This is a genomic window from Streptomyces sp. NPDC026515, from assembly GCF_055567595.1.
Window position 1 is genome coordinate 101,812 of sequence record NZ_JBVHQD010000022.1, and the last position, 22,913, is coordinate 124,724.

At 71.6% G+C, this 22,913-nt stretch carries 21 protein-coding genes and 1 pseudogene; 16 read left to right on the forward strand and 6 right to left on the reverse strand.

Annotated elements, in window-relative coordinates:
- Entirely contained in the window at nucleotides 1-816 is an 816-nt protein-coding gene (locus ACZ4O3_RS35770; protein ID WP_467726357.1) for a DUF2510 domain-containing protein, read from the forward strand.
- On the opposite strand, the gene ACZ4O3_RS35775 is transcribed toward ACZ4O3_RS35770, so the two are convergent.
- The gene (locus ACZ4O3_RS35775; RefSeq protein ID WP_362724511.1) at nucleotides 813-2,015 is read right to left on the reverse strand and encodes an amino acid deaminase/aldolase; all 1,203 of its coding nucleotides are present in this window, start codon (nucleotides 2,013-2,015) and stop codon (nucleotides 813-815) included. The two genes, ACZ4O3_RS35770 and ACZ4O3_RS35775, sit on opposite strands and share 4 nt — an antisense overlap.
- Before the next feature lie 884 nt (nucleotides 2,016-2,899).
- Here ACZ4O3_RS35775 and ACZ4O3_RS35780 point away from each other — a divergent pair.
- Nucleotides 2,900-4,180 (forward strand): hypothetical protein, encoded by a 1,281-nt coding sequence (locus tag ACZ4O3_RS35780; protein ID WP_467726317.1) that lies wholly within the window; start codon nucleotides 2,900-2,902, stop codon nucleotides 4,178-4,180.
- Entirely contained in the window at nucleotides 4,177-5,340 is a 1,164-nt protein-coding gene (gene mycP, locus ACZ4O3_RS35785; protein ID WP_467726319.1) for a type VII secretion-associated serine protease mycosin, read from the forward strand. The genes ACZ4O3_RS35780 and mycP overlap by 4 nt, the downstream gene beginning before the upstream one ends.
- Before the next feature lie 17 nt (nucleotides 5,341-5,357).
- On the opposite strand, the gene ACZ4O3_RS35790 is transcribed toward mycP, so the two are convergent.
- Nucleotides 5,358-6,359, reverse strand: coding sequence for a serine hydrolase (locus ACZ4O3_RS35790; protein ID WP_467726321.1), 1,002 nt, complete (start codon nucleotides 6,357-6,359; stop codon nucleotides 5,358-5,360).
- A 150-nt stretch (nucleotides 6,360-6,509) separates the two neighbouring features.
- Here ACZ4O3_RS35790 and ACZ4O3_RS35795 point away from each other — a divergent pair, with 150 nt between their 5' ends.
- A complete protein-coding gene (locus ACZ4O3_RS35795) occupies nucleotides 6,510-7,241 on the forward strand; it encodes an SseB family protein (protein WP_467726323.1) in 732 nt (243 codons plus the stop codon).
- A 3-nt stretch (nucleotides 7,242-7,244) separates the two neighbouring features.
- On the opposite strand, the gene ACZ4O3_RS35800 is transcribed toward ACZ4O3_RS35795, so the two are convergent.
- Nucleotides 7,245-7,619 carry a DUF1844 domain-containing protein gene (locus ACZ4O3_RS35800; RefSeq protein ID WP_362717827.1) on the reverse strand — a complete coding sequence of 125 codons (375 nt, stop codon included), beginning with the start codon at nucleotides 7,617-7,619 and terminating at the stop codon, nucleotides 7,245-7,247.
- Between the two features lie 401 nt (nucleotides 7,620-8,020).
- Between ACZ4O3_RS35800 and infC the strand changes: the two genes are divergently transcribed.
- The 10 genes from infC (at nucleotide 8,021) to ACZ4O3_RS35850 (ending at nucleotide 19,107) form a co-directional block, all read left to right on the forward strand.
- Nucleotides 8,021-8,677, forward strand: coding sequence for a translation initiation factor IF-3 (gene infC / locus ACZ4O3_RS35805; RefSeq protein ID WP_362717850.1), 657 nt, complete (start codon nucleotides 8,021-8,023; stop codon nucleotides 8,675-8,677).
- A 136-nt stretch (nucleotides 8,678-8,813) separates the two neighbouring features.
- Nucleotides 8,814-9,008, forward strand: a complete 195-nt coding sequence (rpmI, locus tag ACZ4O3_RS35810) for a 50S ribosomal protein L35 (protein ID WP_351320349.1) — start codon at nucleotides 8,814-8,816, stop codon at nucleotides 9,006-9,008.
- A gap of 98 nt (nucleotides 9,009-9,106) precedes the next feature.
- Nucleotides 9,107-9,490 carry a 50S ribosomal protein L20 gene (gene rplT / locus ACZ4O3_RS35815; RefSeq protein WP_018549117.1) on the forward strand — a complete coding sequence of 128 codons (384 nt, stop codon included), beginning with the start codon at nucleotides 9,107-9,109 and terminating at the stop codon, nucleotides 9,488-9,490.
- 202 nt (nucleotides 9,491-9,692) lie between these two features.
- Entirely contained in the window at nucleotides 9,693-10,547 is an 855-nt protein-coding gene (locus ACZ4O3_RS35820) for a TrmH family RNA methyltransferase (protein ID WP_362717831.1), read from the forward strand.
- Between the two features lie 53 nt (nucleotides 10,548-10,600).
- A complete protein-coding gene (locus ACZ4O3_RS35825; protein ID WP_362717833.1) occupies nucleotides 10,601-11,746 on the forward strand; it encodes a sensor histidine kinase in 1,146 nt (381 codons plus the stop codon).
- Between the two features lie 151 nt (nucleotides 11,747-11,897).
- Nucleotides 11,898-13,019: a phenylalanine--tRNA ligase subunit alpha gene (pheS, locus tag ACZ4O3_RS35830; protein ID WP_384992271.1), complete on the forward strand. Its 1,122-nt coding sequence runs from the start codon at nucleotides 11,898-11,900 to the stop codon at nucleotides 13,017-13,019.
- Nucleotides 13,019-15,586: a phenylalanine--tRNA ligase subunit beta gene (gene pheT / locus ACZ4O3_RS35835; protein WP_467726326.1), complete on the forward strand. Its 2,568-nt coding sequence runs from the start codon at nucleotides 13,019-13,021 to the stop codon at nucleotides 15,584-15,586. The genes pheS and pheT overlap by 1 nt, the downstream gene beginning before the upstream one ends.
- Before the next feature lie 228 nt (nucleotides 15,587-15,814).
- A complete protein-coding gene (locus ACZ4O3_RS35840; RefSeq protein WP_467726328.1) occupies nucleotides 15,815-16,921 on the forward strand; it encodes a PP2C family protein-serine/threonine phosphatase in 1,107 nt (368 codons plus the stop codon).
- Between the two features lie 214 nt (nucleotides 16,922-17,135).
- Entirely contained in the window at nucleotides 17,136-18,476 is a 1,341-nt protein-coding gene (locus tag ACZ4O3_RS35845) for a transcriptional regulator (RefSeq protein WP_362723909.1), read from the forward strand.
- Nucleotides 18,477-18,564: 88 nt separating this feature from the next.
- Entirely contained in the window at nucleotides 18,565-19,107 is a 543-nt protein-coding gene (locus tag ACZ4O3_RS35850; RefSeq protein ID WP_362723906.1) for an NUDIX hydrolase, read from the forward strand.
- On the opposite strand, the gene ACZ4O3_RS35855 is transcribed toward ACZ4O3_RS35850, so the two are convergent.
- From ACZ4O3_RS35855 to ACZ4O3_RS35865, 3 genes and pseudogenes are all read right to left on the reverse strand, one after another.
- Nucleotides 19,104-19,361 (reverse strand): hypothetical protein, encoded by a 258-nt coding sequence (locus tag ACZ4O3_RS35855; RefSeq protein ID WP_362723904.1) that lies wholly within the window; start codon nucleotides 19,359-19,361, stop codon nucleotides 19,104-19,106. The genes ACZ4O3_RS35850 and ACZ4O3_RS35855 overlap by 4 nt on opposite strands.
- Before the next feature lie 209 nt (nucleotides 19,362-19,570).
- A pseudogene (locus ACZ4O3_RS35860) lies at nucleotides 19,571-19,690 on the reverse strand (3-hydroxyacyl-CoA dehydrogenase family protein); the annotation flags it as partial.
- A gap of 32 nt (nucleotides 19,691-19,722) precedes the next feature.
- Nucleotides 19,723-21,069, reverse strand: a complete 1,347-nt coding sequence (locus ACZ4O3_RS35865) for a tyrosine-type recombinase/integrase (protein WP_467726330.1) — start codon at nucleotides 21,067-21,069, stop codon at nucleotides 19,723-19,725.
- Nucleotides 21,070-21,525: 456 nt separating this feature from the next.
- On the opposite strand from ACZ4O3_RS35865, the gene ACZ4O3_RS35870 reads away from it, so the two are divergent.
- Nucleotides 21,526-22,077: a hypothetical protein gene (locus ACZ4O3_RS35870; RefSeq protein WP_467726332.1), complete on the forward strand. Its 552-nt coding sequence runs from the start codon at nucleotides 21,526-21,528 to the stop codon at nucleotides 22,075-22,077.
- Between the two features lie 5 nt (nucleotides 22,078-22,082).
- Nucleotides 22,083-22,901: a 3-deoxy-manno-octulosonate cytidylyltransferase gene (locus ACZ4O3_RS35875; protein ID WP_467726358.1), complete on the forward strand. Its 819-nt coding sequence runs from the start codon at nucleotides 22,083-22,085 to the stop codon at nucleotides 22,899-22,901.
- Nucleotides 22,902-22,913 lie beyond the last annotated feature (12 nt).

Consider the following 22,913-nt stretch of genomic DNA (forward strand, 5'->3'; position numbering starts at 1 on the left):
ATGACGCCGCCCGGCTGGCACCGCGACCCACAGGCTCCGCACCTGGAGCGCTGGTGGGACGGCCGGGCCTGGACCGAGCACCGGCGCACCCCGTCCGGCCTCCCCGCGCCGCCAACCCCGGCGGCCGGGGCGTCCGGACGCGCCGGGGCGGTCGCGCTGATATCGGCCGGGGCCGTGCTGGTGACGGCGATCGCCGGCGGCACCACCGTGCTCAGGACCGACGAGCTGCGCGCCGGCACCGACGCCACGATCAACACCGCCCCCACCGGCCCGCCGTCCCCGTCCCTGGTCGTCGACCGGCTCAACGGCATCTCCCTGCCGGTCCCGAGCGGCTGGACCAGCGCCTCCCGCCTCGCCCAGGACGACATCGTGATGACCACCCACGGCACCTACGAATGCCCCGCCGGCACCGGCCGGTGCCGCCACGGTGAGGTGTCGAGCCGTACGGCGGGCAGCGCCGACGGCGGCTCCGCGCGCACCGCCGCCGAACGGGACGTACCGGATGCGGCCGAGACGGCCTACGGCCACGGCCCGGGCGGCCGGCGGCCCTTCGGGGGCATCCGGTCCCACCAGGTCGTCAGGGCCGGGCGGGTCGCGGTCGCCGGCGGCGACGGATACCTGGTGCGCTGGCGGGTGCGGACCGCCGAGGGACCCGGCGGCTATGTCCAGGCCCTCGCCTTCCCCTCCCACTCCGGCATCCCCGCCCCGGTCGTCGTCCGGTTCGTCTTCGACGCCGGCCCGGACGGACCGCCGCTGTCCGACATGGACGCGATCACCAGCGGAATCCGCCCGGTGGACGGGAACCCGGAGGGTTAGAGGAAGGTGTGACCCTCACCCCGGTACGTCGGCACGGCCGCCGTCACCCGGTCGCCCTCGACGAGGTGCAACTCGGCGAACCGCTCGCACAGTTCGCCGGCCTTGGCGTGCCGGAACCACACCTTGTCGCCGATCAGCAGATCGTCCGCCGCGGAGCCGAGCAGCGGGGTCTGCACCTCGCCGGGCCCCTCCTGCGGGTCGTACGACAGCCCCTGCGGGAGGTACGGCACCGGCAGCCGGTCCGGGCCCGCGGCACCGGAGGCGGGGTAGCCGCCGCCGAGCACGGTGACGACCCCGACACCGGGCCGCCGGACCACCGGCATGGCGAACAGGGCGGCCGGACGGCCGGTGAAGGACGTGTAGTTGTCGAAGAGCCGGGGCACGTACAGACCCGACCCGGCCGCTATCTCGGTGACCGCGTCCTCCGCCGCCGTGGTCTGCACACTGCCCGTACCGCCGCCGTTGACGAACTCCAGGTCCGGTGCCACCGCCCGGACCGCCCGCACCACCGCGGCGCGCCGCTCGGCCAGTTCGCGGCGGGCGGTGGCCTGCATCAGCCGGACCGCGCGGGAGCGCAGCGGCCGGCCGGCGACACTGTCCCCGACCCCGGCGATGTGCCCCTCGTACGCCATGATCCCGACCAGCCGGAAACCCGGCCGCCGGGCCACGGTCCGCGCCAGGTCGGCGAGCTGGGCGGGGGAGTACAGCGGCGAACGCCGGGCCCCGACCCGCACCCGACCGCCGAACAGCTTCAGGGAGGTGTCCAACTCCAGGCAGACCCGGACCACTTCGCTCCCGCCGTCCCGGGCGGCGTCGATCAGATCGAGGTGCGCCGGGTCGTCGATCATCACCGTCACGGCGGCGGCCAGCTTCGGATCGGCGGCCAGCTCGGCGAACCGGGCCCGGTCGGCGGACGGATAGGCCAGCAGGACGTCCTCGAACCCCGAGCGTGCGAGCCACAGCGACTCCGCGAGCGTGAAGGACATGATCCCGGCGAAGCCGTCCTTCGCGAGGACCCGTTCCAGCAGATGCCGGCAGCGTACGGACTTGCTCGCGACCCGTACCGGCTTGCCGCCGGCCCGGCGCACGAGATCGTCCGCGTTGGCGTCGAAGGCCTCCAGATCGACGATCGCGAGAGGGGCGTCGAGATGGGCGGTGGCCCGGTCGTAACGGGCCCGGTCGGCGGCGCGCGCAGTCATGAACGAAGCCTGCCAGACTGGATTACCGCAGGGTAGGGGGACGATACGGGCAGATGCCCCGCGGTCGCGGACTGGTTCCCGCTCGCCCTCGGACAACCCGTAGAGTGACGCGCACGTACGGCGGAACGACCCCGGCCGCCCGACCCGCGCCGGGATGCGGATCCGCGCGGACGGGTATGCGTGCCCGGGGGAACTCTCCGCGCCGGGGAGCACGCCTTACCGTACGCGGAGTCGGCCCGGGCAGGAGGAAACGGGGGCGCATGAGCACGGAAGCGCGGCACGCCCCGATCCCGCGACGCCCTTCGCCCGGCCCCGCGCCCACCGACGGGACGGCCGGCCAGGGTGAAGCACCGGGCGCCGCCGACCCGGCGGGCCGGACCGGCGGGCCGGGATTCTTCGAGCGGCCGAACCGGGTGAACCGCTCGCACCGGTCCGACGTATCCACTGACGACGCCGACACCACCGGGCAGGACCAGCCGCCGGGACCGTCCGGTGGGCAGCCGAACGGTGAGGACCGGACAAATCGGGGCGGTGCGGTGGCGCAGGGCGAAGAAGGTGCGGGGGACCGGGCGGCCACCCGCGCGATGCCCGCCGAACGCATCACCCGCCCTCGCTACCCCGACCTCCGTCCCCCGCAGGGCCTGCCCACCACGCCCCCGCCCCCCGCCTCGGCCCGCTTCCCGGACGCCCCGCCCGTTCCGCCCCGCCGCGAGGACCGCCGGAGCGAATCGTCCACGCCTCCCGGCCGGGACGGCGGCGGCACACCGTCCGGGGCCGCCGGGCGGGGGAGCGGCCTGAGTGTGCCGCCTGCGTCGGCGGACGGGGCGGACCGACGGACCGAGCCGTCGGTGTCGCCAGGCGGGACTCGCCGGGACGGGCGGCCGGTGTCTTCCGGGAGGGAGACCGGCAGCGGCGTGCAGACCCGGCCGCCGTACCGGCTGGAATCGGCGGCCGGGCGTCCCGAGCCCGCTTCGGAGCCGGCCGCCTCGCCGCGCCCCGTCCCGGCCACCGAGGAAACGGACCCGGCCGGAGATTTCGGCCGGGTGCCCGGTCCCGGGCGCCCCGAGCGGCCGCGCGGTGACTTCCCGGCCTCCTTCGGTACGCCCGAGCCGGGCACCGCGTGGAGCCCGCACCTGCGGACCTTCCCGGTGCCGACGGCTCCGCCGCGCCCCGCGACGCCCCCGCAGACCACTCCACCGCCGCCCACCGCCCCGCCACTCCCGCCCCGCCCCACCACACCCCCGTCCCCCGGCGACACCACCGCCTCGCCGCACGGTCCCGCTCCGGTGCCGGACCCCGCGATGTCCTGGACCGCCGCCGCGGGAACTCCCGGCAGGAACCGGCCCGTTGTGACGTTCGGTGAGCCCGAGGGGTACGACGGCCGCGGCCTTGGGCGATCGTTGGTCAGCCGGGTCGCGCCCCGAACGGCCGCGGCCGCCGCCTGCATGGTGCTCGGGCTCGGACTCATCGGCGGCGCGGTGACCGGAAGCTGGCTCGTCGACGACGGCGGTGACGTGGCAGCCGCCGGCAGCTTCAGCTCGGCCGCCGGCCTGTGGCACAACGTGCCCGTCGACGAACTCTTCCCGCCCACCGTGCAGGGCACCGGCGCGGGCCCCGGCGGAGCCGACCGCAGCTGGACCCGGATCGCCGTCGCCCCGGCCACCGGCTGCGCCGACGCCTTCGACCCCCTGCTGCGCAAGGCGCTCGCCCCCGTCGGCTGTCAGCGGCTGATCCGGGCCACCTACACGGACGCCACCCAGAGCTATGTGACGACCGTGGGGCTGCTGTTCACCAAGGCCGAACCGGCCGGGATGACCGCCCTGGCCAAGCGGTTCGCGAACGAGCGCCTGGACCGCCGTACCGACCTGATGCCCCTCCCGTACGCCGCGAAGGGCACTGCCGCCGAGCGCTTCGGCCCGCACCAGCGCGCCTCCTGGACGATCTCCGTGCTCACCGACGCCCCGGTCGTCGCCTACGCCGTCTCCGGCTGGGCCGACGGCCGTAGCGTCGACACCCCGCAGTCCGCCGCCGACGCGGAGGCGTCCGGCGCCACCACGGCCGCGGCCCAGGCGGGCCTCGGCAACGAGGCCCAGGGCCTGGCCGACCGCATCGAACGGCGACTGCGGCAGCACACCGCAGGCTCGGCAACGGAGAAGCCCTCATGAACCGCCGCGCGACCGGAGCCGCGCTGAGCCTGCTGCTCGCCGGCTCGCTCACCCTCCTGCCGTCCACGACCGCCTACGCCGACGGCATCCGCGCCCAGCAGTGGGGCCTGTCCGCCCTGCACCTCGACGAGGCCTGGCGGACCACCAAGGGCAGGGGCGTCACCGTCGCCGTCCTGGACACCGGCGTCGAGGCCGACCACCCCGACCTGGCCGGCAACGTCCTCGCCGCCAAGGACATGATCGGCTTCGGTGCCCGTCAGGGCGACCGCACCTGGGCCCGGCACGGCACCGCGATGGCCGGCATCATCGCCGGTCACGGCCACGGGCCAGGCGACGGCGACGGCGTGATGGGGGTGGCCCCGGAAGCCAGGATCCTGCCCGTACGGGTCATCCTCGAGGACGGCGACAGTGCCCGCGGCAAGGCCCGCTCCACCCGTGGCAACGCCCTCGCCGAGGGCATCCGCTGGGCCGCCGACCACGGCGCCGACGTCATCAACCTCTCCCTCGGCGACGACTCCGACTCCGCGCATCCCGAGGCCAGCGAGGACGAGGCCGTCCAGTACGCGCTGAAGAAGGACGTCGTGGTCGTGGCCTCGGCGGGCAACGGCGGCGACAAGGGCGACCACATCTCCTACCCGGCCGCCTACCCGGGCGTCATCGCCGCCACCGCGGTGGACAAGTTCGGCACCAGGGCCGCCTTCTCCACCCGCCGCTGGTACGCCACGGTCAGCGCACCCGGCGTCGACATCGTCATCGCCGACCCGGACCACAAGTACTACGAGGGCTGGGGCACGAGCGCGGCCTCGGCCTTCGTCTCCGGCGCGGTGGCCCTGATCAAGGCCGCCCGTCCCGGTCTCACCCCGGCCCAGATCAAGAAACTCCTGGAGGACACGGCCCGCGACGCCCCGTCCGGCGGCCGTGACGACTCCCGGGGCTTCGGCATGATCGACCCGGCGGCGGCGATCAAGGAGGCGGCCCGGCTGAGGACACGGAACCTGTCGGCGGCGTCGTACGGCAAGAAGTACTTCGGCCCGGGCCCGGACGCCGAGAAGACGGCGGCGAGCGCGACGGACTGGGCGGCCCCCCTCGCGGGCGGCGCGGGCGGCGTCCTGCTCGTGGCGGCCGTGGTCCTGTGGCGCAACCGCCGCCGGAGCACCTGACCCGCCGGTTCTCCCGGCTACCGCGAAGCCGAGGCCGACGCGGTCGGGCCCGCCGACGTGAAGGAGCACACCGCCGCCTTCGCCGCCGCCTCCACCAGCGCGATGCCCTCGGCCTGGCTCACCGTCCCGTTGGACAGCACCGCGACCAGGTAGCCGGTCTTGCCCACCGTCACCCGGCCGATGCTGTTGACGTCCCACAGCCCGGTCGAACTCCGCGCCAGCCACCCGTTCTTGAGCGCGAAGTCCGAACCGTCGGCGACGGCTGAGACCCCCCACCGCTGGTCGGGCTCGACCGTCTTCATCAGAGTCTGGAGATACGACCGCGAGGCCTCGCTCAGCTTCGAGTCGTCCCCGAACACCTGCTGGAGCAGGATCAGCTGGTCCGCCGCCGTGGTCTGGGTCAGCCCCCACAGCGCCCCCTCGCCGCCCGCCGTCCCCGTCAGGCCGAAGCGCCTGTTCGCCGCGTCCAGCCCCGCCGCCCTGCCGACGGCGTCCCACAGCTCCGACGCGGACGTGTTGTCGCTGTTCTCGATCATCTTCGTGGCGTACACCTTCTCCGACGCCGTCAGATGCCGCCCGGCGTCCTGCGCCTGGAGCAGCAAGGCCGCCAGGATGTCCACCTTGACGATGCTCGCCGTGTCGAACGCGGCGTCGCCGTAGACCGCGCTGTCGCCGGAGTCCGGATCGAGGACGGCCACCGACACCTTCGCCCCGGAGGGCACGGTCACCGTCCTCATCGCCGTGTTCAGCAGCGCGTCCCGGTCCACGGCCGGCTCCGTCACGGGTTCCACCGATGCCTCCCCGCTCGCCGGGGCCGGGGAAGGGGAGGAGGGCGCCGGCGACCCAGCCGAGGATACGGTGCCGCCGTCGCCGGCGTGCGCCTTCACGTACACCGTTCCCGCCGCGGTGGCGCCGACGACGGCGACCGTGGCGAGGCCGACGTAGAGAAGGGCCCGGCACCGGGGCCGGGCACGGCGGCCTCCCCGCCGGGATCCTGGGGTGGCTCTGGGGGACTCCATGCCCGCGATGCTCGGGGCGGGGACTGTGCGATCCGTTTGCCGGACGTTAGAAGGAGGTCAGGGACTTCTGAGAATTCGGTGAAAGCCGTGTCGGGCCGGTTTCGGGGGCCGCACAACCGCAGCAGCATCCCCCCGATAGGGTCGGGGACCGTGGCGAACAAGAACATTCCCGACTCCGGCTACTCCGCCGACGACGGCTCCGCAGACCCCCGGCTGGCCGCCGCGCTGGCCGCCTGGGCCGGGGACCGCACAGCGGTGGGACCCGTCCTGGCGGCCCTGAAGGGCGCCCGGCTGCTCGTCCCGGTGGTCGCCGTCCTCGGCGAGGCCGAGGAGGACGGGAACGGGCTGCGCCGCGAGAAGACGAGCGACATGGCCGTCCCCACCCTCAGGGCCGGCGCCCGTACCGCCCTGCCCGCCTTCACCTCCACCGAGTCCCTGGCCCGCTGGGACCCGGCGGCGCGGCCCGTCGCCGTACCCCTGCACCAGGCGCTCCAGGCCGCCGCGCACGAGAAGGCGGACACGGTGGTGCTGGACCTGGCGGGTCCGGTGCCGTTCGAGCTGACCGGACCGGTGCTGCTCGCGCTCGCGGAGGGGCGCACGACGGCCGATCCGCTCGCCGACCCGGCCGTGATCGAGGCCGTCCGCACGGTGGTGGCCGCCCAGCCCGCCGTGCGCCGGGCCCACCTCGGGCCGGGCCGGACCGACGGCACCCTCGCCCTGGTCCTCGATCCGGCCGCGCCGCCCGCCGAGACCGCCCAGGCCGTAGCCGAGCGGCTGGCCGCCGACGAGACACTGCGGGCCCGCCTGGTACGCGGCCTCGACCTGGCGCTGCTGCCGGCCGAGGCCACGCCGCCCGGCGAGCCCTTGTACGTAAGAAGCTGACCGCTAGCCGTAGATCGGCCCGGTGTACTTCTCGCCCGGGCCCTGCCCCGGCTCGTCGGGGACGATCGAGGCCTCGCGGAAGGCCAGCTGGAGCGACTTCAGGCCGTCCCGCAGCGGCGCCGCGTGGAAGGAGCTGATCTCGGTCGCGGACGCGTCGAGCAGACCGGCGAGGGCGGTGACCAGCTTGCGGGCCTCGTCCAGGTCCTTGTACTTGTCGCCCTCCTCGGTAAGGCCGAGCTTCACCGCTGCGGCGCTCATCAGGTTGACGGCGACCGTCACGATCACCTCGACCGCGGGGACCTCGGCGATGTCGCGGGTCATCTCGTCGAAGTCGGGCTGACCGGCGTCACCGGCGCCGGGAAGGGGCGTTTCACTCATGACGCACACGATAGGCGCAGCGGGAGCGGGGTCCCGACCTGCCCCCAGGACGTCCGGATTGGTCCTCTCCCGGCTTAGCTGCTAACCTTGTGTGACGACCGGCCGAACAGGAATGCCTCACGGCTCACCGACCCGGCCCACAAGTGGAGGCTTCGAACTCCCACCTGACCGCCCTGCCGGGCGGCGGGTCACCGGTCAGACGGTCGCTTCGCCGTTCACGGCGACGGCGTTCCGTCCGATAGTGCGCCCCGCGATCCCCGCGGCGGTGCTCCGGTAGTTCGAGGAGCCCTGCCTGTGATCGTCCGGGGCATTTTTTGTGCTTCGGTGCGGTTAGGTCTTACGAAAAGACACGTTACGCGGCTGTCCGCCAGACCGTCGCGTGGTGCTACCGAGGAGGATCCATCAGCACCGAGCCCCGCATCAACGACCGGATTCGCGTTCCCGAGGTGCGACTTGTCGGTCCCAGTGGCGAGCAGGTGGGCATCGTCCCGCTGGCGAAGGCACTGGAGCTTGCGCAGGAGTACGACCTCGACCTGGTCGAGGTCGCGGCGAGCGCCCGCCCGCCGGTCTGCAAGCTCATGGACTACGGCAAGTTCAAGTACGAGTCGGCCATGAAGGCCCGTGAGGCGCGCAAGAACCAGGCGCACACGGTCATCAAGGAAATGAAGCTCCGGCCGAAGATCGACCCGCACGACTATGACACCAAGAAGGGTCACGTCGTACGGTTCCTCAAGCAGGGCGACAAGGTCAAGATCACGATCATGTTCCGTGGTCGCGAGCAGTCCCGGCCCGAACTGGGCTACCGACTGCTGCAGCGGCTCGCGGAGGACGTCCAGGACCTCGGTTTCGTGGAGTCGAACCCGAAGCAGGACGGCCGGAACATGATCATGGTTCTCGGTCCGCACAAGAAGAAGACCGAGGCGATGGCCGAGGCCCGGCAGGCGCAGGAAGCCCGCAAGGCCGAGGCGAAGGCCAACCCCGGCAAGTCGCAGAACGCTGCCGAGCTGGAGGCCGAGGTCGAGGCCGAGGCGCCCGCCGAGGAGCCTGCCGAGGCGTGATCCCCGGGGCAACCGCCCCAGGTCAGCACCCAGGGGCGCAAGCCTCAGGATGTAACCGATACAAGAGCGACGTTCCACCCGTGCCCGGTTTCGCGACCGGGCACCGGAACGCCATCGACGAGGAGATAACGGCGCTATGCCGAAGAACAAGACGCACAGCGGTGCCAGCAAGCGCTTCAAGGTGACCGGCTCCGGCAAGGTCCTGCGTGAGCGCGCCGGCAAGCGCCACCTGCTCGAGCACAAGTCGTCCCGCGTGACGCGTCGCCTCACCGGCACCGCCGAGATGGCCCCGGGCGACACCGCGAAGATCAAGAAGCTTCTCGGCAAGTGACACGCGGGCGCCGGCCGGCGCCCTGAAGTCAGTACCGGGACCCAGTCGTTTCCGGGCCGCGTGAGTCCAACCGCGGCCCCGCTACAAGGAGTTAACAAGTGGCACGCGTCAAGCGGGCAGTCAACGCCCACAAGAAGCGCCGGGCGATCCTCGAGGCGGCCTCCGGCTACCGCGGTCAGCGTTCGCGCCTGTACCGCAAGGCCAAGGAGCAGGTCACCCACTCGCTGGTCTACAACTACAACGACCGCAAGAAGCGCAAGGGCGACTTCCGCCAGCTGTGGATCCAGCGCATCAACGCCGCTGCCCGCGCCAACGGCATCACGTACAACCGCTTCATCCAGGGTCTGAAGGCCGCGAACGTCGAGGTCGACCGCAAGATCCTGGCCGAGCTGGCCGTCAACGACGCCGGCGCGTTCGCCGCGCTCGTCGAGGTCGCGCAGAAGGCGCTGCCGGCGGACGTCAACGCGCCGAAGGCCGCGTGACGCTGGCGCCGGCCTTGGCCGACGTGACATGAGGACCCGCAGGCCTTCGGGCTTGCGGGTCCTGTTGTCGGGGTCCGCGACCGTGTGTTCGGAGCGGGCCGGTGGGGGCTGGTCGCGCCCACGCGGCGGCAGCCGCAGATCAAGTACAGCCCCGCGCCCCTACGGGGGCGCCTCTCGACGCGCTTCTTCGAAAGTGACCCTCATGCCCAGCCCCGAGCTGATCTCCCCCCGTTCCGCACGTGTCGCCGCCGCCCGGCGGCTGGAGAAGCGGAACTTCCGGGGGAAGGACCGGCTGTTCCTCGCCGAGGGGCCGCAGGCCGTCCGGGAGGCGGCCGGGCATCGCGTCGGCGATCTGCCGACGCTCGTCGAGCTGTTCGCGACCGTCGAGGCCGCGGAGCGGTACGCCGACATCGTCGGGGCGGCCCGGGACGTCGACGCCCGGATCCACCTCGCCTCCGAAGAGGTCATCGCCGACATCTCCACCACCGTCACCCCGCAGGGGCTGGTCGGTGTCTGCCGGTTCCTGGACACCCCGTTCGAGGACGTCCTGGCCGCCCGCCCGAAGCTCGTCGCGGTCCTCGCCAACGTCCGCGACCCCGGCAACGCCGGGACGGTGCTGCGGTGCGCCGACGCGGCCGGTGCCGAGGCCGTCGTACTGACCGACGCCTCCGTCGACCTGTACAACCCCAAGGCCGTGCGCGCCTCCGTCGGGTCGCACTTCCACCTGCCCGTCGCCGTCGGCGTGCCCGTCGAGCAGGCCGTCGCCGGACTGAAGGGCCTCGGTGTGCGGATCCTCGCCGCCGACGGCGCCGGCACCGACGACCTCGACGACGAACTCGACAAGGGCACCATGGGCGGCCCCACGGCCTGGGTGTTCGGGAACGAGGCCTGGGGCCTCCCGGAGGAGACCCGCGCGCTGGCGGACGCGGTCGTGCGCGTCCCGATCCACGGGAAGGCCGAAAGCCTGAACCTCGCCACCGCCGCCGCCGTATGTCTCTACGCAACGGCCCGTGCACAGCGCGGCTCCGGAGGGTGCCGTTCCGTCACCGACAGCTAGTAGGGTGACCAGCTCGGGGGCCTGCTGCGCCGTCTGAGAGGTGGAGTACGGGGATGACTGTCGGCACCAGCAACGCGCCGGGCGGCCGCGGCACCGGGCGCGTACCGGCACCCCGGCAGGGCGACCTCACCGGGCTCGGCATCGATCCCGACCAGCTGCCCGACGGCCTGGTGGTCGCCGACGAGCACGGCGTCGTCGTCTGCTTCAACGCCGCCGCCGCCCGGATCACCGCCACCGCCCCCGCCGACGCCCTCGGACAGCGGCTGGAGAAGGCCCTGCCCTTAGAGGACCTGGAGGGCAGGCGCTGGTGGCAGCTCACCGACCCCTACGGCGGCCTCGCCATCCGCTCCGGCCAGCCGGAGCGGAACCTGCTGCTGCCCGGCGGCCGGGAGGTGCTGGTCTCCGCCGGCTACGTGCGCGCCATGCCGACCGGGCCCGTCCGCCGTGTCGTCGTCTCGCTGCGGGACACCGAGGCCCGCCGCCGTACCGAACGCAGCCACGCCGAGCTGATCGCCACCGTCGCCCACGAGCTGCGCTCCCCGCTGACCTCCGTCAAGGGGTTCACCGCCACCCTGCTCGCCAAGTGGGAACGGTTCACCGACGACCAGAAACGGCTCATGCTGGAGACGGTCGACGCGGACGCCGACCGGGTCACCCGGCTCATCGCCGAACTGCTGGACATCTCCCGGATCGACAGCGGACGCCTGGAACTGCGCAGGCAGCCCGTGGACATCGGCGTGGCCGTCGGACGCCACATCCAGGCGTACGTCGCCGCCGGGCAGCCCGCCGACCGCTTCCTGCTCCGCATCGAGAAGCCGCTGCCCCCCTTGTGGGCCGATCCCGACAAGGTCGACCAGGTCCTCAGCAACCTGATCGAAAATGCCGTGCGCCACGGCGAGGGAACCGTCACCATTGACGTCACGCCGTCGGTGTCCCCCCGTGAAGGGGAAGACCTCGAAAACACCGCCACGTCGGTCACTGTGAGCGACGAGGGCCCCGGCATCCCGGAGGAGTCCATGAACCGCGTCTTCACCCGCTTCTGGCGGGGCAGCAAGCGCGGTGGCACCGGTCTGGGGCTCTACATCGTCAAGGGCATCGTCGAGGCCCACGGCGGTGCCATCACCGTCGGACGCGCCGCGAGCGGCGGCGCCGAGTTCCGGTTTACCCTGCCCGTGAGCACGCCGGCGTATCTCGCCTGACGGCCCACGGGCTCTTCGTACACCTCCACCCCGTTAGACTCGGCCTTTGGCACCTTTGTGTCCCGCACAGGGCCGGTCAACGGTCTTGGGGACCACCGCCTGGGGGCACCTCCCAGCGTCAGCTGGGGGACAAACGGAAGTACGGGAAGAGATGTCGGCACCCAATAAGTCGTACGACCCTGTCGAGGTCGAGGCGTTGAAACCGGAAGAGATCGAGCGCATGCGGGACGAGGCGCTCGCCGCCTTCGCCGCCGCGGGCTCCCTCGACGCGCTCCAGGAGGCCAAGGTCGCCCACACCGGGGGCACCTCCCCGCTGGCGCTCGCCAACCGCGAGATCGGCGCCCTGCCCCCGCACGCCAAGGCCGCCGCCGGAAAACTGGTCGGCCAGGCCCGCGGCGCCGTGAACAAGGCCCTCGCCGGCCGTCAGGAGGAGCTGGAGGCCGAGCGGGACGCCCGCGTGCTGGTCGAGGAGGCGGTGGACGTCACACTGCCCCACGACCGTGTCCCGGCCGGCGCCCGGCACCCGCTGACGACCCTGTCCGAGCGCATCGAGGACATCTTCGTTGCCATGGGCTACGAGGTCGCCGAGGGCCCGCAGGTCGAGGCCGAGTGGTTCAACTTCGACGCGCTCAACATCGGCCCGGACCACCCGGCCCGCGGTGAGCAGGACACGTTCTTCGTGGCGGGCCCGGAGGGCGGCACCGAGTCCGGTGTCGTGCTGCGCACCCACACCTCGCCGGTCCAGATCCGCTCGCTGCTCGACCGCGAGCTGCCGGTGTACGTGATCTGCCCGGGCCGGGTCTACCGCACCGACGAGCTGGACGCGACGCACACCCCGGTCTTCCACCAGGTCGAGCTGCTCGCCGTCGACGAGGGCCTGACCATGTCCGACCTCAAGGGCACCCTGGACCACATGGTCCAGTCGCTGTTCGGCGAGGGCATGAAGACCCGGCTGCGGCCGAACTTCTTCCCCTTCACCGAGCCGTCCGCCGAGATGGACATGCTCTGCTACGTCTGCAAGGGCGAGTCCGTCGGCAACCCGGACCGGCCCTGCCGTACCTGCTCCTCCGAGGGCTGGATCGAGCTGGGCGGCTGCGGCATGGTCAACCCGCGGGTGCTGACCGCCTGCGGTGTCGACCCGGAGAGGTACAGCGGCTTCGCCTTCGGGTTCGGCATCGAGCGGATGCTGATGTTCCGCCACAACGTCGAGGACATGCGAGACATGGTCGAGGGTGACGTCCGGTTCACCCGGCCGTTCGGGATGGAGATCTGATGCGGGTCCCGCTTTCCTGGCTGCGGGAGTACGTCGACCTGCCGGCCACCGAGACCGGCCGCGACGTGCAGGCCAAGCTGATTTCGGCCGGTCTGGAGGTCGAGACCGTCGAGCAGCTCGGCGACGGCCTCAAGGGCCCCCTGGTCGTCGGCCAGGTGCTCACCATCGAGGAGCTGGAGGGCTTCAAGAAGCCGATCCGCTTCTGCACCGTCGACGTCGGTACGGCGAACGGCACGGGTGAGCCCCAGGAGATCGTCTGCGGCGCCCGCAACTTCGCCGTCGGCGACAAGGTCGTCGTCGTGCTGCCGGGCGCGGTGCTTCCCGGCGACTTCGCCATCGCCGCGCGGAAGACGTACGGCAAGACATCCCACGGCATGATCTGCTCCAGCGACGAGCTGGGCATGGGCTCCGACGGCACCCACGGCATCATCGTGCTGCCGCCGGAGACCGAGGTCGGCAAGGACGCCGTCGAGCTGCTCGAACTGGTCGACGAGGTCCTGGACATCGCCGTCACCGCCAACCGCGGCGACTGCCTGTCCCTGCGCGGTGTGGCCCGCGAGACCGCCATCGCCTACGGCCTGCCGCTGCGCGACCCGGCGCTGATCGACGTACCCGGACCGAACGCCTTCGGCTACCCGGTCCAGGTCGCCGACCCGATCGGCTGCGACCGCTTCACCGCGCGCACCGTCACCGGGCTGAGCCCCGAGGCCCGCTCCCCGATCTGGCTGCAGCGCCGCCTGCAGAAGGTCGGCATGCGCCCGATCTCGCTCGCCGTCGACGTCACCAACTACGTGATGATGGAACTCGGCCAGCCGCTGCACGCCTACGACCGCAACCTGGTCCAGGGGACCATCGGGGTCCGGCGCGCCGCCGAGGGCGAGAAGATCGTCACCCTCGACGGCGTCGAGCGGCAGCTGCACGCCGAGGACCTGGTGATCACCGACGACCGCGGCCCGATCGGCCTCGCCGGCGTCATGGGCGGCGCCGACACCGAGATCGCCGACCACGAGGACCTCGAGAACGCCACCTCCGACGTGGTGATCGAGGCGGCCCACTTCGACGCCGTCGCCATCGCGCGCACGGCCCGTCGTCACAAGCTGTCCTCCGAGGCCTCCCGCCGCTTCGAGCGCGGTGTCGACCCGCAGGCCGCGGCCGCCGCCGCGCAGCGCACGGTCGACCTGCTGGTGCTGCTCGCCGGCGGCACCGCCGATGCCGGCGTCACCGAGGTCATCGCGCCGTCCGCCCCGCACACCATCACCCTCGCGGCGAACCACCCCGACCGGGTCGCGGGCGTCGAGTACGGCCGGGAGACCGTCGTGCGCCGCCTCCAGGAGGTCGGCTGCGACGTCTATGGAAATCCTGCCGCGTGGAACGCGTCGTCGGGGGGTGGCGGCCGGGCGACGGGCGGACAGGACGCACTGCTCGTCACCGTGCCGTCCTGGCGGCCCGACCTCCTCGAACAGAACGACCTGGCCGAAGAGGTCATCCGCCTGGAGGGCTACGAGAACCTGCCCTCCACGCTGCCCAGGCCGCGGTCCGGCCGGGGCCTGACCCACCGCCAGCGGCTGCACCGCCGGGTGGGCCGCGCGCTCGCCGGGGCCGGTTACGTCGAGGCGCCGAACTACCCGTTCGTCAGCGAGCAGGTCTTCGACCAGCTGGGTCTGGCCGCCGACGACCCGGCCCGCCGGGTCGTCCGGCTGACCAACCCGCTCAACGACGAGGAGCCCGCGCTGCGGACCTCGCTGCTGCCGGGTCTGCTCGGTGCGCTGCGCCGCAACGACGGGCGCGGCGCGCACGACCTGGCGCTCTTCGAGACCGGCCTGGTCTTCCTGCCGCGCGAGGAGCAGGGCGTCGCCGGCCACCTGCCGGTGGACCGCCGTCCGAGCGAGGCGGAACTCGCCGCGCTGGACGCCGTGCTGCCCGGGCAGCCGCGCCATGTCGCCGTCGTCCTCGCGGGCGCGCGCGAGCAGGCCGGCTGGTGGGGCGCGGGCCGTCCGGCCGACTGGGCCGACGCGGTCGAGGCGGCACGTACGGTCGCGCGTGAGGCCGGCACCGGGCTGACCGTGCGGTCCGGCCAGTACGGCCCGTGGCACCCCGGCCGGTGCGCCGAGCTGGTGGTCGTCGCCGACGGCACCGAGCGGGTCGTGGGCCACGCCGGTGAACTGCACCCACGTGTGGTCAAGGCGCTGGGGCTGCCCGCGCGCACCTGCGCGATGGAGCTGGACCTGGACACGCTGGAGCAGGCCGGCGACGGCACGCCGCAGGCGCCGAGCATCTCGGCCTTCCCGATGGCCACGCAGGACGTCGCCCTCGTGGTGGACAAGCCGGTACCGGCCGCGGAGGTCGAGGCCGCGCTGCGCGAGGGCGCGGGTGAACTCCTGGAGGCCATCCGGCTGTTCGACGTGTACGTCAAGGACGAGCAGCTCGGTGACGGGAAGAAGTCGCTGGCGTACGCGCTGCGGTTCCGGGCCTCCGACCGCACGCTGACCGTGGACGAGGCGTCGGCTGCGCGGGACGCGGCGGTCGCCCTGGCCGGGGAGCGTACGGGGGCGGTGCTGCGCGGCTAGCGCCGTGGGGGCCGCGCGTTCCGGCCGGGTGCGGGTTTCGGCGCGGCTGGTCGCGCGGTTCCCCGCGCCCCTCGGGGCGCCTGCCTGGAGACGTCTCCAGGTGGATCACTCATTTGGGTGGGATCCACCTGGGACATGGCCTTTTCGGGGCATGCCGTCGACAGAATCGGACTGGCCTTTCGAGGTCGGTCCGTCTGTTCTGTCAGGGCCTACTTGGGGGCCATCGGCATGATCCGCATCAAGGCTGGGGTTCCCCACAGAAGGCGGCCCCGGAACAGCTCTCGGCACTCGCGCTGTGCGCTCACCCTGGGGCTTCCCACGGCGTGGGGCGCCGTCGCGGTCTCGTACAAGTTCGGATGCCCGCTCGCCGAGCAGCACGGGCTCGGTGCGCGCATCGTCACCAGCGCCGTCTTCCTCGCGGTCGGCACCGGGCTGATACTGCATGTCCGGCGGACCTTGCTCCGGGAGCTGCGGCAGGCCCGCAAGGTCGCCGGCGCCGCGCAGAGCGTGCTGCTGCGGCCCCTGCCGCCCCGGCTCGCCGGGCTGAACGTGGCCGCCGCCCAGCTCTCCGCCGACCGGGGCGCGGCCATCGGCGGCGACCTCTACGAGGCCGTCGCCACCGAGCACGGAGTACGGGTCGTGATGGGCGACGTACGCGGGCACGGGCTGGCCGCCACCGGCACCGCCGCCGCCGTCCTCGGCAGTTTCCGCGAGGCCGCCCACGACGAGCCCGAACTGGGCCGGGTGCTCGGCCGGCTGGACCGCGCCCTGGCCAGACACCTGCGAGAACGGGCGAGGGCCGAACATCCCTCGAGCGGCGTGGACCCGGACAATCCGGTCGCCGAGGAGTTCGTCACCCTGCTGCTTCTGGAGATCGCCGGGGACGGCGGCGTACGGGCGATCAACTGCGGCCACCCGTGGCCGTATCTGCTGTGCGGGCAACGGGTCGTGCCGCTGTCCGGGGCCGAGCCGCTGCCGCCCCTCGGCCCGTTCCCCCTCCCGGCGAACCCGGCCGCCACCGACTTCGGTCGCCTGCACTCCGGCGAGTCGCTGGTCCTGTACACGGACGGAGCGGAGGACGCGAGAGACGCCAGGGGGCGGTTCTTCTCCTTGCCCCAGGCGCTGGCGGCAGCGGCGCGAGAGCCCTCGGCCTCCCCGCAGGCCATCCTCCGCACGGTCTTCACGGCCCTGCTCCACCACACCGACGGCCGCCCTGCCGACGACATCGCACTCCTTGTACTGAACAACGAGCGTGCACAGCAACGTGCCTTTCTGGGTGCGCGGGGAACTGGGCGAGCCGCCACCACGCACCCGCAGCCGACAACGAACCGCTGACCTCCGATCCGTCCGCCAGGCCGACGGCCAGGCCACCGCACTGTACGAGGGGGGAGCCGGCGGCCCGGCCGGCCTCTTGCGAGGCAGTTCAGTCAACCGGCCCGACACGCTCCGCGACAGCGCGCGCACACTGCGGATGCGCGTACTCCGTTCACACCCCGTGTGAACAGCCACGCACTACGCTGACGACACCAGGCCACTCGGGGGGCATGTCATGCAGCCCAACTCTCTGCTCGACGCGATCCTGGACGAGGCGGGGATCTCGCACGCCGGTCTCGCCGCCCACGTCAACCAGGCGGGCCGGGCCCGCGAACTCTCGCTCCGCTACGAACACACCGCCGTGGCCCGCTGGTTGAAGGGCCAGCGACCGCGCGGCCAGGTGCCCGACCTGATCTGCGAGGTACTCGCCGCCCGGCTGCACCGTACGGTCACCCTCGACGACATCGGCCTCGGCGTGCCCGGCGAACCCAGCGTTGCGCACACCACCTCGCTCTCCGGGTTCGTCGAACGGGCCACCGCACTGTGGCGGTCCGACGAACAGCAGCGCCCGCACATGCTCGGCGTGCCCGCCGTCACCGGCACACCCGCCGTGATGCCGGTGTGGGAGTGGGAGAACCCCCCTGAGGACGTGGACGTCTCGCGCGGCGGCCGGCACCGGGTCACCCCCGCCGATCTGGAGATGCTCCGCGCCGCCCGCGCCCACTACGAGCAGATGTACCGCAAGGCCGGCGGCATGGCGACCCGTACCCGGGTCGTCGGCTTCCTCAACGCCGAGGCCGCACCGCTGCTGCGCGGCAGCTACACGGACGCCACCGGGCGTCAACTGCACCGGGCGACCGGCGGGTTGGTCGCCATCGTGGGCATCTGCGCCTACGACTCCGATGCCCACGGCCTCGCCCAGCGCTACTTCCACCAGGCCCTGCGCCTGGCGAAGGCGAGCGGCGACCGGGGGCTCGGCGCCTATGTGATCGCGCTCCTTGTCAACCAGGCCCTGTTCATGCGGGAGTTCCGGCAGGCCGTCGCGTTCGCGGAGGCCGCGCTGCGCGCCGCCGGCAAGCACATCACCCCCGCGCTCGCCTCCGACCTCTACGCGATGCAGGCGAAGGCGTACGCCCACCTCGGCGACGGCACGAGCGCCCTGTCCTGCATCCGGCGGGCGGAGTCCGCCGCCGAACGCATCCGGCGGGGCTACGAACCCGAGGAGACCGGCTATGTCCAACCCGGCCTGGTCAATGTGCAGGTGGCCGAGGCGCTGCTCAGTCTCGGCGAGCTCGCCGCCGCCCGGGAGCACGCCGCGGCAGCCGTCGACAACCCGGCCCACGACCGGGGGCGGGTGCACCGGCTGGCCATGCTGAGCACCATCGAACTGCGCCAGGGGAACGCGGACAACGCGGTGGCCACGGCCGTGCAGATGGCCGAACAGGCCCGCGGAATGGAGTCCCAGCGCCTGCGCGACAGACTCCGCGCGGTCCGCGAGCACCTGGTGCGCAGCGGTTCGGCAGGCACCGCGGATGCCGCCGAACTCATCGACAGCGCGCTGCGCGTGCCGCTCTAGACCGCGCCGGCGTCGGTCCAGGCGCGTTGTAGGTCTGAGGAGTCCCTGCTGCGATATTGCCACTTACTCGGCGGAAGGTGGCAGTACCGTGCAGTGGGCGAAACTGAACGAACAAACTGTGTATGAAAACCGCTGGTTCAGCGTCAATCTCGCAGATGTCGAGCTGCCGGACGGTCGGCATCTCGACCACTTCCTGATCAGGCTGCGGCCGGTGGCCGTGGCGACGGTGGTCAACGAGGCGGGCGAGGTCCTGCTCCTGTGGCGCCACCGTTTCATCACCGACAGCTGGGGGTGGGAACTCGCGGCCGGGGTGGTCGAGGACGGCGAGGACATCGCCGTCGCGGCCGCCCGGGAACTGGAGGAGGAGACCGGCTGGCGGCCGGGAACCCTGCACCACCTGATGACCGTGGAGCCGTCCAACGGCCTCACCGACGCCCGGCACCACATCTACTGGTCCGACGAGGGCGAGTACGTCGGACACCCCGTGGACGACTTCGAGTCGGACCGCCGGGAGTGGGTCCCGCTCAAGCTCGTCCCGGACATGATCGCCCGCGGGGAGGTCCCGGCCGCCAACATGGCGGCCGCGTTACTCCTGCTGCACCACCTGCGCCTGACGGATCGTCAGGACTAGTGGGCCAGCGCCTGCCAGACGGTGACGACGAGGGCGCCCAGCGCGGTGAGCGCGGCGATCGAGGGCAGGGGCCAGCGGGCGTTCTCCAGCAGGGCGAGACGGTCGTTCAGGTCGTCGAGCTCCTTGGCCGTCTCCCTGGTGCGGTGGCTGAGCAGGTTCAGCCCGCCCTCGACCCGGGCGTAGGCCACATCGAGGCGGCGACGTAACTCTGCGAGTTCTCCCTGGACCACGGGATGCTCCGGTTCGGTGGCCACGGGTCCACTCCTTTGCGTAGTCGAAGATGTCGTTCCGCATCCCTTTGCATGCGCATGAAGAGTGAACTCGCCTGGTGAGCGCGTGGGGAGAGTGTGCGCAGGGCATATGCGTGCCCGGGGCGCACACGGCGTGTGAAACACACGGGCCCGGCACCGAAGGCGGTGCCGGGCCCGTGGAGCATCGCTCCCTGTAGTCAGCGGGGGTGTGCTCAGCCGTACGTGTAGAAGCCCGAGTTGGTCTTGCGGCCCAGGCGGCCCGCCTCGACCATGCGCTGCAGCAGCGGGGGAGCGGCGTACAGCGGCTCCTTGTACTCGGCGTACACGTTGTCAGTGTGCGCGAACGCTGCCCTCACCTGCGGTTTCATGGCGTGCTTCGGGCCTGCGGGGCACCCAGGGACTTCTCAGGGACATTCGGTTGTGGATCTTGACCGAACCACTCGTCCATGGCGGCGAGGCCTCGCTTGCCCGCCCCGGGCATGAAGTGAGCGTAGTGCGTCAGCGTGGTCTGCGGCGAGGCATGCCCGAGCCACGCCGACACGCTCACGATCGACTCGCCCGCCTCAAGCTGGGTACTGGCGTATGTGTGCCGGAGGACGTGGAACATGTCCCCCCTGGAGAGTTCGTAGATGGGGTACCGACGGCTGTGGCCTCCGTACGTCCTTACTTTCTCGCCGACCTTCTTCAGTACGCCGGCCGTCGCGAGTGCGGGCCGCCAGCTCAGCCTGTTCCACATCGAGTAGTTGATTCGATTGCCATGCGAGGTGGTCAGGACCAGCCGGACAGCGATCGGCTTGCGCTGTCGCGCTTCCAACTCGGTCGTCGGCAGCTCAGGGTTGCGCCACGGGAGCGTGCAGGCAACCGAAGGGAAGCGGCGCAGGTGGTCCCGGACACGCCTGGCGAGGTTGGGGGAGAGGGGGACGTCTCGCGTTTTGGCGCCCTTGGGCAGGCAGAAGTACGGCCGTCCCTTGGAGTCCCACCGCAGCTGTCGGCGGACGTGTACGACGCCGGCATCGAAGTCCAAATCCTCCTCGCCGAGGCCGAACGCCTCGCCTTGGCGCAGACCGAGGCCGACACCGAGGTCCACCGCGATGCGGTATCGATCCTGGAGGCCCGCTCGGACGGCCTCCACGGTCGGCCTGGCCCATGCCTTGGCCTTCCTCTTCGCGGGCTTGGGTGCCTTGACAGTCCGGCGAGCCTTGCAGGGGTTCTTGACCAGGCGGCCGTCGTCGACGGCAGCTTCGAGGATCGTGGAAAGGTGGATCCAGATCACCTGGGCTGTGGACGCCTCGACCCGTGTCAGCAGTTGGGTCTTCCAGAGGCGCAGCACGGCAGCGTCGATGTCCCGGAGCGCGGTTGTACCCAGGAACGGGATGATGTGGTTCCAGATCTTGCTGCGCATGGGGGCGGCGGTCGACGGTTCGTCCGATCGGCTGGGCCACCAGTGCTTCTCGACGTACTGGGCGAGGGGGATCGCCCCGTCGCGGGGGTCGACGAATTCGCCACGCGTGGTATCGGTCTGCGCCTTGGCGAGCCACTGCTTCGCGTCTTCGCTCGTGTCGAACGAGCTACGTCGACGCGCGTTCCGATTAACCAGCTCCCAGAGCGCGTGCCGCCGATCTCCACCCATGAGTCGCGGGCGCGCTTGACGAGCTCGCCGCAACCAGCGAGGCAGTCCAGCCTGCGCCAGTCCCAACTCCATGAACTCCATGCAGTCGCCATGGCTAAGCGTGACAGGGGTTGAGCTGATCTGTCCCGAAGATTTCTGCAGACAGCATTTGCCCGCAGCCGAATCCGAAAGGCGGCAGAGCTTCAGTGCCGGCCAGCAGCGGTGTGAGGCAGTCGACACCTGTCGGCAGCCGGGCGTGGTGCCAAGGTCGCGTAGCTGGCGGCGAGGTAAGCGGCAGGGATGGGGCATGCCCAGAATTGCTCGGACGTGACCCATCGGCTGGCGCTTGGTAGTTAGTGATCGGGTTTTTGACGCCGCTCAGTGGGTGAAGCGGTTGCCCAAGCCCAAAGTCGGCCGGACCATGGAGTCATGGACTACCGTCCCCTCCTGGCTCAGCACACTGTCCAGCTCTCCCACGACGCACCGCGGTGGGACGATGCCGCACAGATCGCCGGGCTCGACCCATACGTGTGCAAGGCCTCGTAAGTCTGCGGTGTCATGCGCGAGTTCATGCAGGCCTCTGGGCTCAACTTCGAGCACAACTACCACCTAGGATCGCTCTTCCTCGCCCTCGATGCCACCGAACTGCTCGGCCGGATCGTCAGCGGCAAGCGCGGAACAGACGGCAGCACGGAAGTCCTTCGGACGGGTGTGAGGTACCTGGAGGGTCACGCTGATCCGCAGGCCAGGCCCTTGCCGCACTCCGCAGCGCAGTACGTGAAGCTGAGGAACTTTTCGGGGCATGGCGCAGCGCAGCTCGCGCGTACCGTGGCCTTCACCCCTGACTCGACTCAACTGCTGCTCCGGCACTTGGCCTACGTGTTGAACACGATGTGGGAGGACCCATCTCTATCGGCCAACCTGGCCGCAGCTGAGATCCATCCGCTATTCACCGTGGTCAAGGGAAGCCGACAGCCGGTGTATGTGCGCGACATCCAAGAGCACCTCATGACATCTCAGCCGGCCGACGGTCTAGAGCACGACTGCTGGCGATACGACGAGGCCGCGATCCTGGACAACTCATCTCCGTCAGCAAGTGGAACCGCTTGACCACGATGAACACGCCTCCAGCAAGTCCACCGCTCACGCCGGTCTACCCGTACAACAAACCGGGCCAGCCCATCCTCCTGCACGACGGCCCGGAACGCCGCCATGTCGCGGTCATCCCTTGCCGATGGGGTGCCTCGCGCTTCCCCGGCAAGCCCCTGGCTCTACTTGGGGACAAACCTCTGCTGTGGCACGTGCACCAGCGCTGTCTGGAGGCCACGCGTCTTGACGGTGTGCTGGTCGCGACGGACGACGAACGTATTGAGGCTGCATGCCGCCGACTGGGCATCGAATGCCTGCGCACCCGGGAACACCTCACCGGCACCGACCGTGTTGCTGAGTGCGCCAAGCGCGTGCCTGCCGACGGCTACATCAACGTTCAGGGAGACGAGCCGTTCATCGCGCCGGCCGCGATCGACGCCGTCTCCGACGCTCTGCACCGCCTCGGGTCAGGCACTCTCGCGGTGAACGCCTACACCGAGCTGGGCGACGTCGGCGCTGTCCTCGACCACAACGTCGTGAAAGTCGTGCTGACAACCGGTGGAAACGCCTTGATGTTCTCGCGTCAGCCGATTCCCTATCCGAGAGCAGACCGTCCGACGTATCTGCGCCAACTGGGGCTCTACGGCTTCACCGGTGAGGCTCTGAGGCAGTTCCAGCGGCTTCCGCAGGGACCACTAGAGAAGACCGAGGGCGTGGAGATGCTGCGCTTCATCGAGCACGGGTACGGGGTTCGGATGCTGCCTGTGTCCGACGAAGGAATGGCAGTGGACACACCCGAGGACCTTGCCAGGGCGGCACGTCTCCTGATATCTCCAACCGATTGACCTGATTCCGGG

Coding starts and splice junctions, on each gene's coding strand:
- ACZ4O3_RS35770 (WP_467726357.1), top strand. CDS start 1: ATGACGCCGCCCGGCTGGCACCGCGACCCACAGGCTCCGCACCTGGAG.
- ACZ4O3_RS35775 (WP_362724511.1), bottom strand. CDS start 2,015: ATGACTGCGCGCGCCGCCGACCGGGCCCGTTACGACCGGGCCACCGCC.
- mycP (WP_467726319.1), top strand. CDS start 4,177: ATGAACCGCCGCGCGACCGGAGCCGCGCTGAGCCTGCTGCTCGCCGGC.
- ACZ4O3_RS35790 (WP_467726321.1), bottom strand. CDS start 6,359: ATGGAGTCCCCCAGAGCCACCCCAGGATCCCGGCGGGGAGGCCGCCGT.
- ACZ4O3_RS35800 (WP_362717827.1), bottom strand. CDS start 7,619: ATGAGTGAAACGCCCCTTCCCGGCGCCGGTGACGCCGGTCAGCCCGAC.
- rpmI (WP_351320349.1), top strand. CDS start 8,814: ATGCCGAAGAACAAGACGCACAGCGGTGCCAGCAAGCGCTTCAAGGTG.
- ACZ4O3_RS35820 (WP_362717831.1), top strand. CDS start 9,693: ATGCCCAGCCCCGAGCTGATCTCCCCCCGTTCCGCACGTGTCGCCGCC.
- ACZ4O3_RS35825 (WP_362717833.1), top strand. CDS start 10,601: ATGACTGTCGGCACCAGCAACGCGCCGGGCGGCCGCGGCACCGGGCGC.
- pheS (WP_384992271.1), top strand. CDS start 11,898: ATGTCGGCACCCAATAAGTCGTACGACCCTGTCGAGGTCGAGGCGTTG.
- pheT (WP_467726326.1), top strand. CDS start 13,019: ATGCGGGTCCCGCTTTCCTGGCTGCGGGAGTACGTCGACCTGCCGGCC.
- ACZ4O3_RS35840 (WP_467726328.1), top strand. CDS start 15,815: ATGATCCGCATCAAGGCTGGGGTTCCCCACAGAAGGCGGCCCCGGAAC.
- ACZ4O3_RS35845 (WP_362723909.1), top strand. CDS start 17,136: ATGCAGCCCAACTCTCTGCTCGACGCGATCCTGGACGAGGCGGGGATC.
- ACZ4O3_RS35865 (WP_467726330.1), bottom strand. CDS start 21,069: ATGGAGTTCATGGAGTTGGGACTGGCGCAGGCTGGACTGCCTCGCTGG.
- ACZ4O3_RS35870 (WP_467726332.1), top strand. CDS start 21,526: ATGCGCGAGTTCATGCAGGCCTCTGGGCTCAACTTCGAGCACAACTAC.
- ACZ4O3_RS35875 (WP_467726358.1), top strand. CDS start 22,083: ATGAACACGCCTCCAGCAAGTCCACCGCTCACGCCGGTCTACCCGTAC.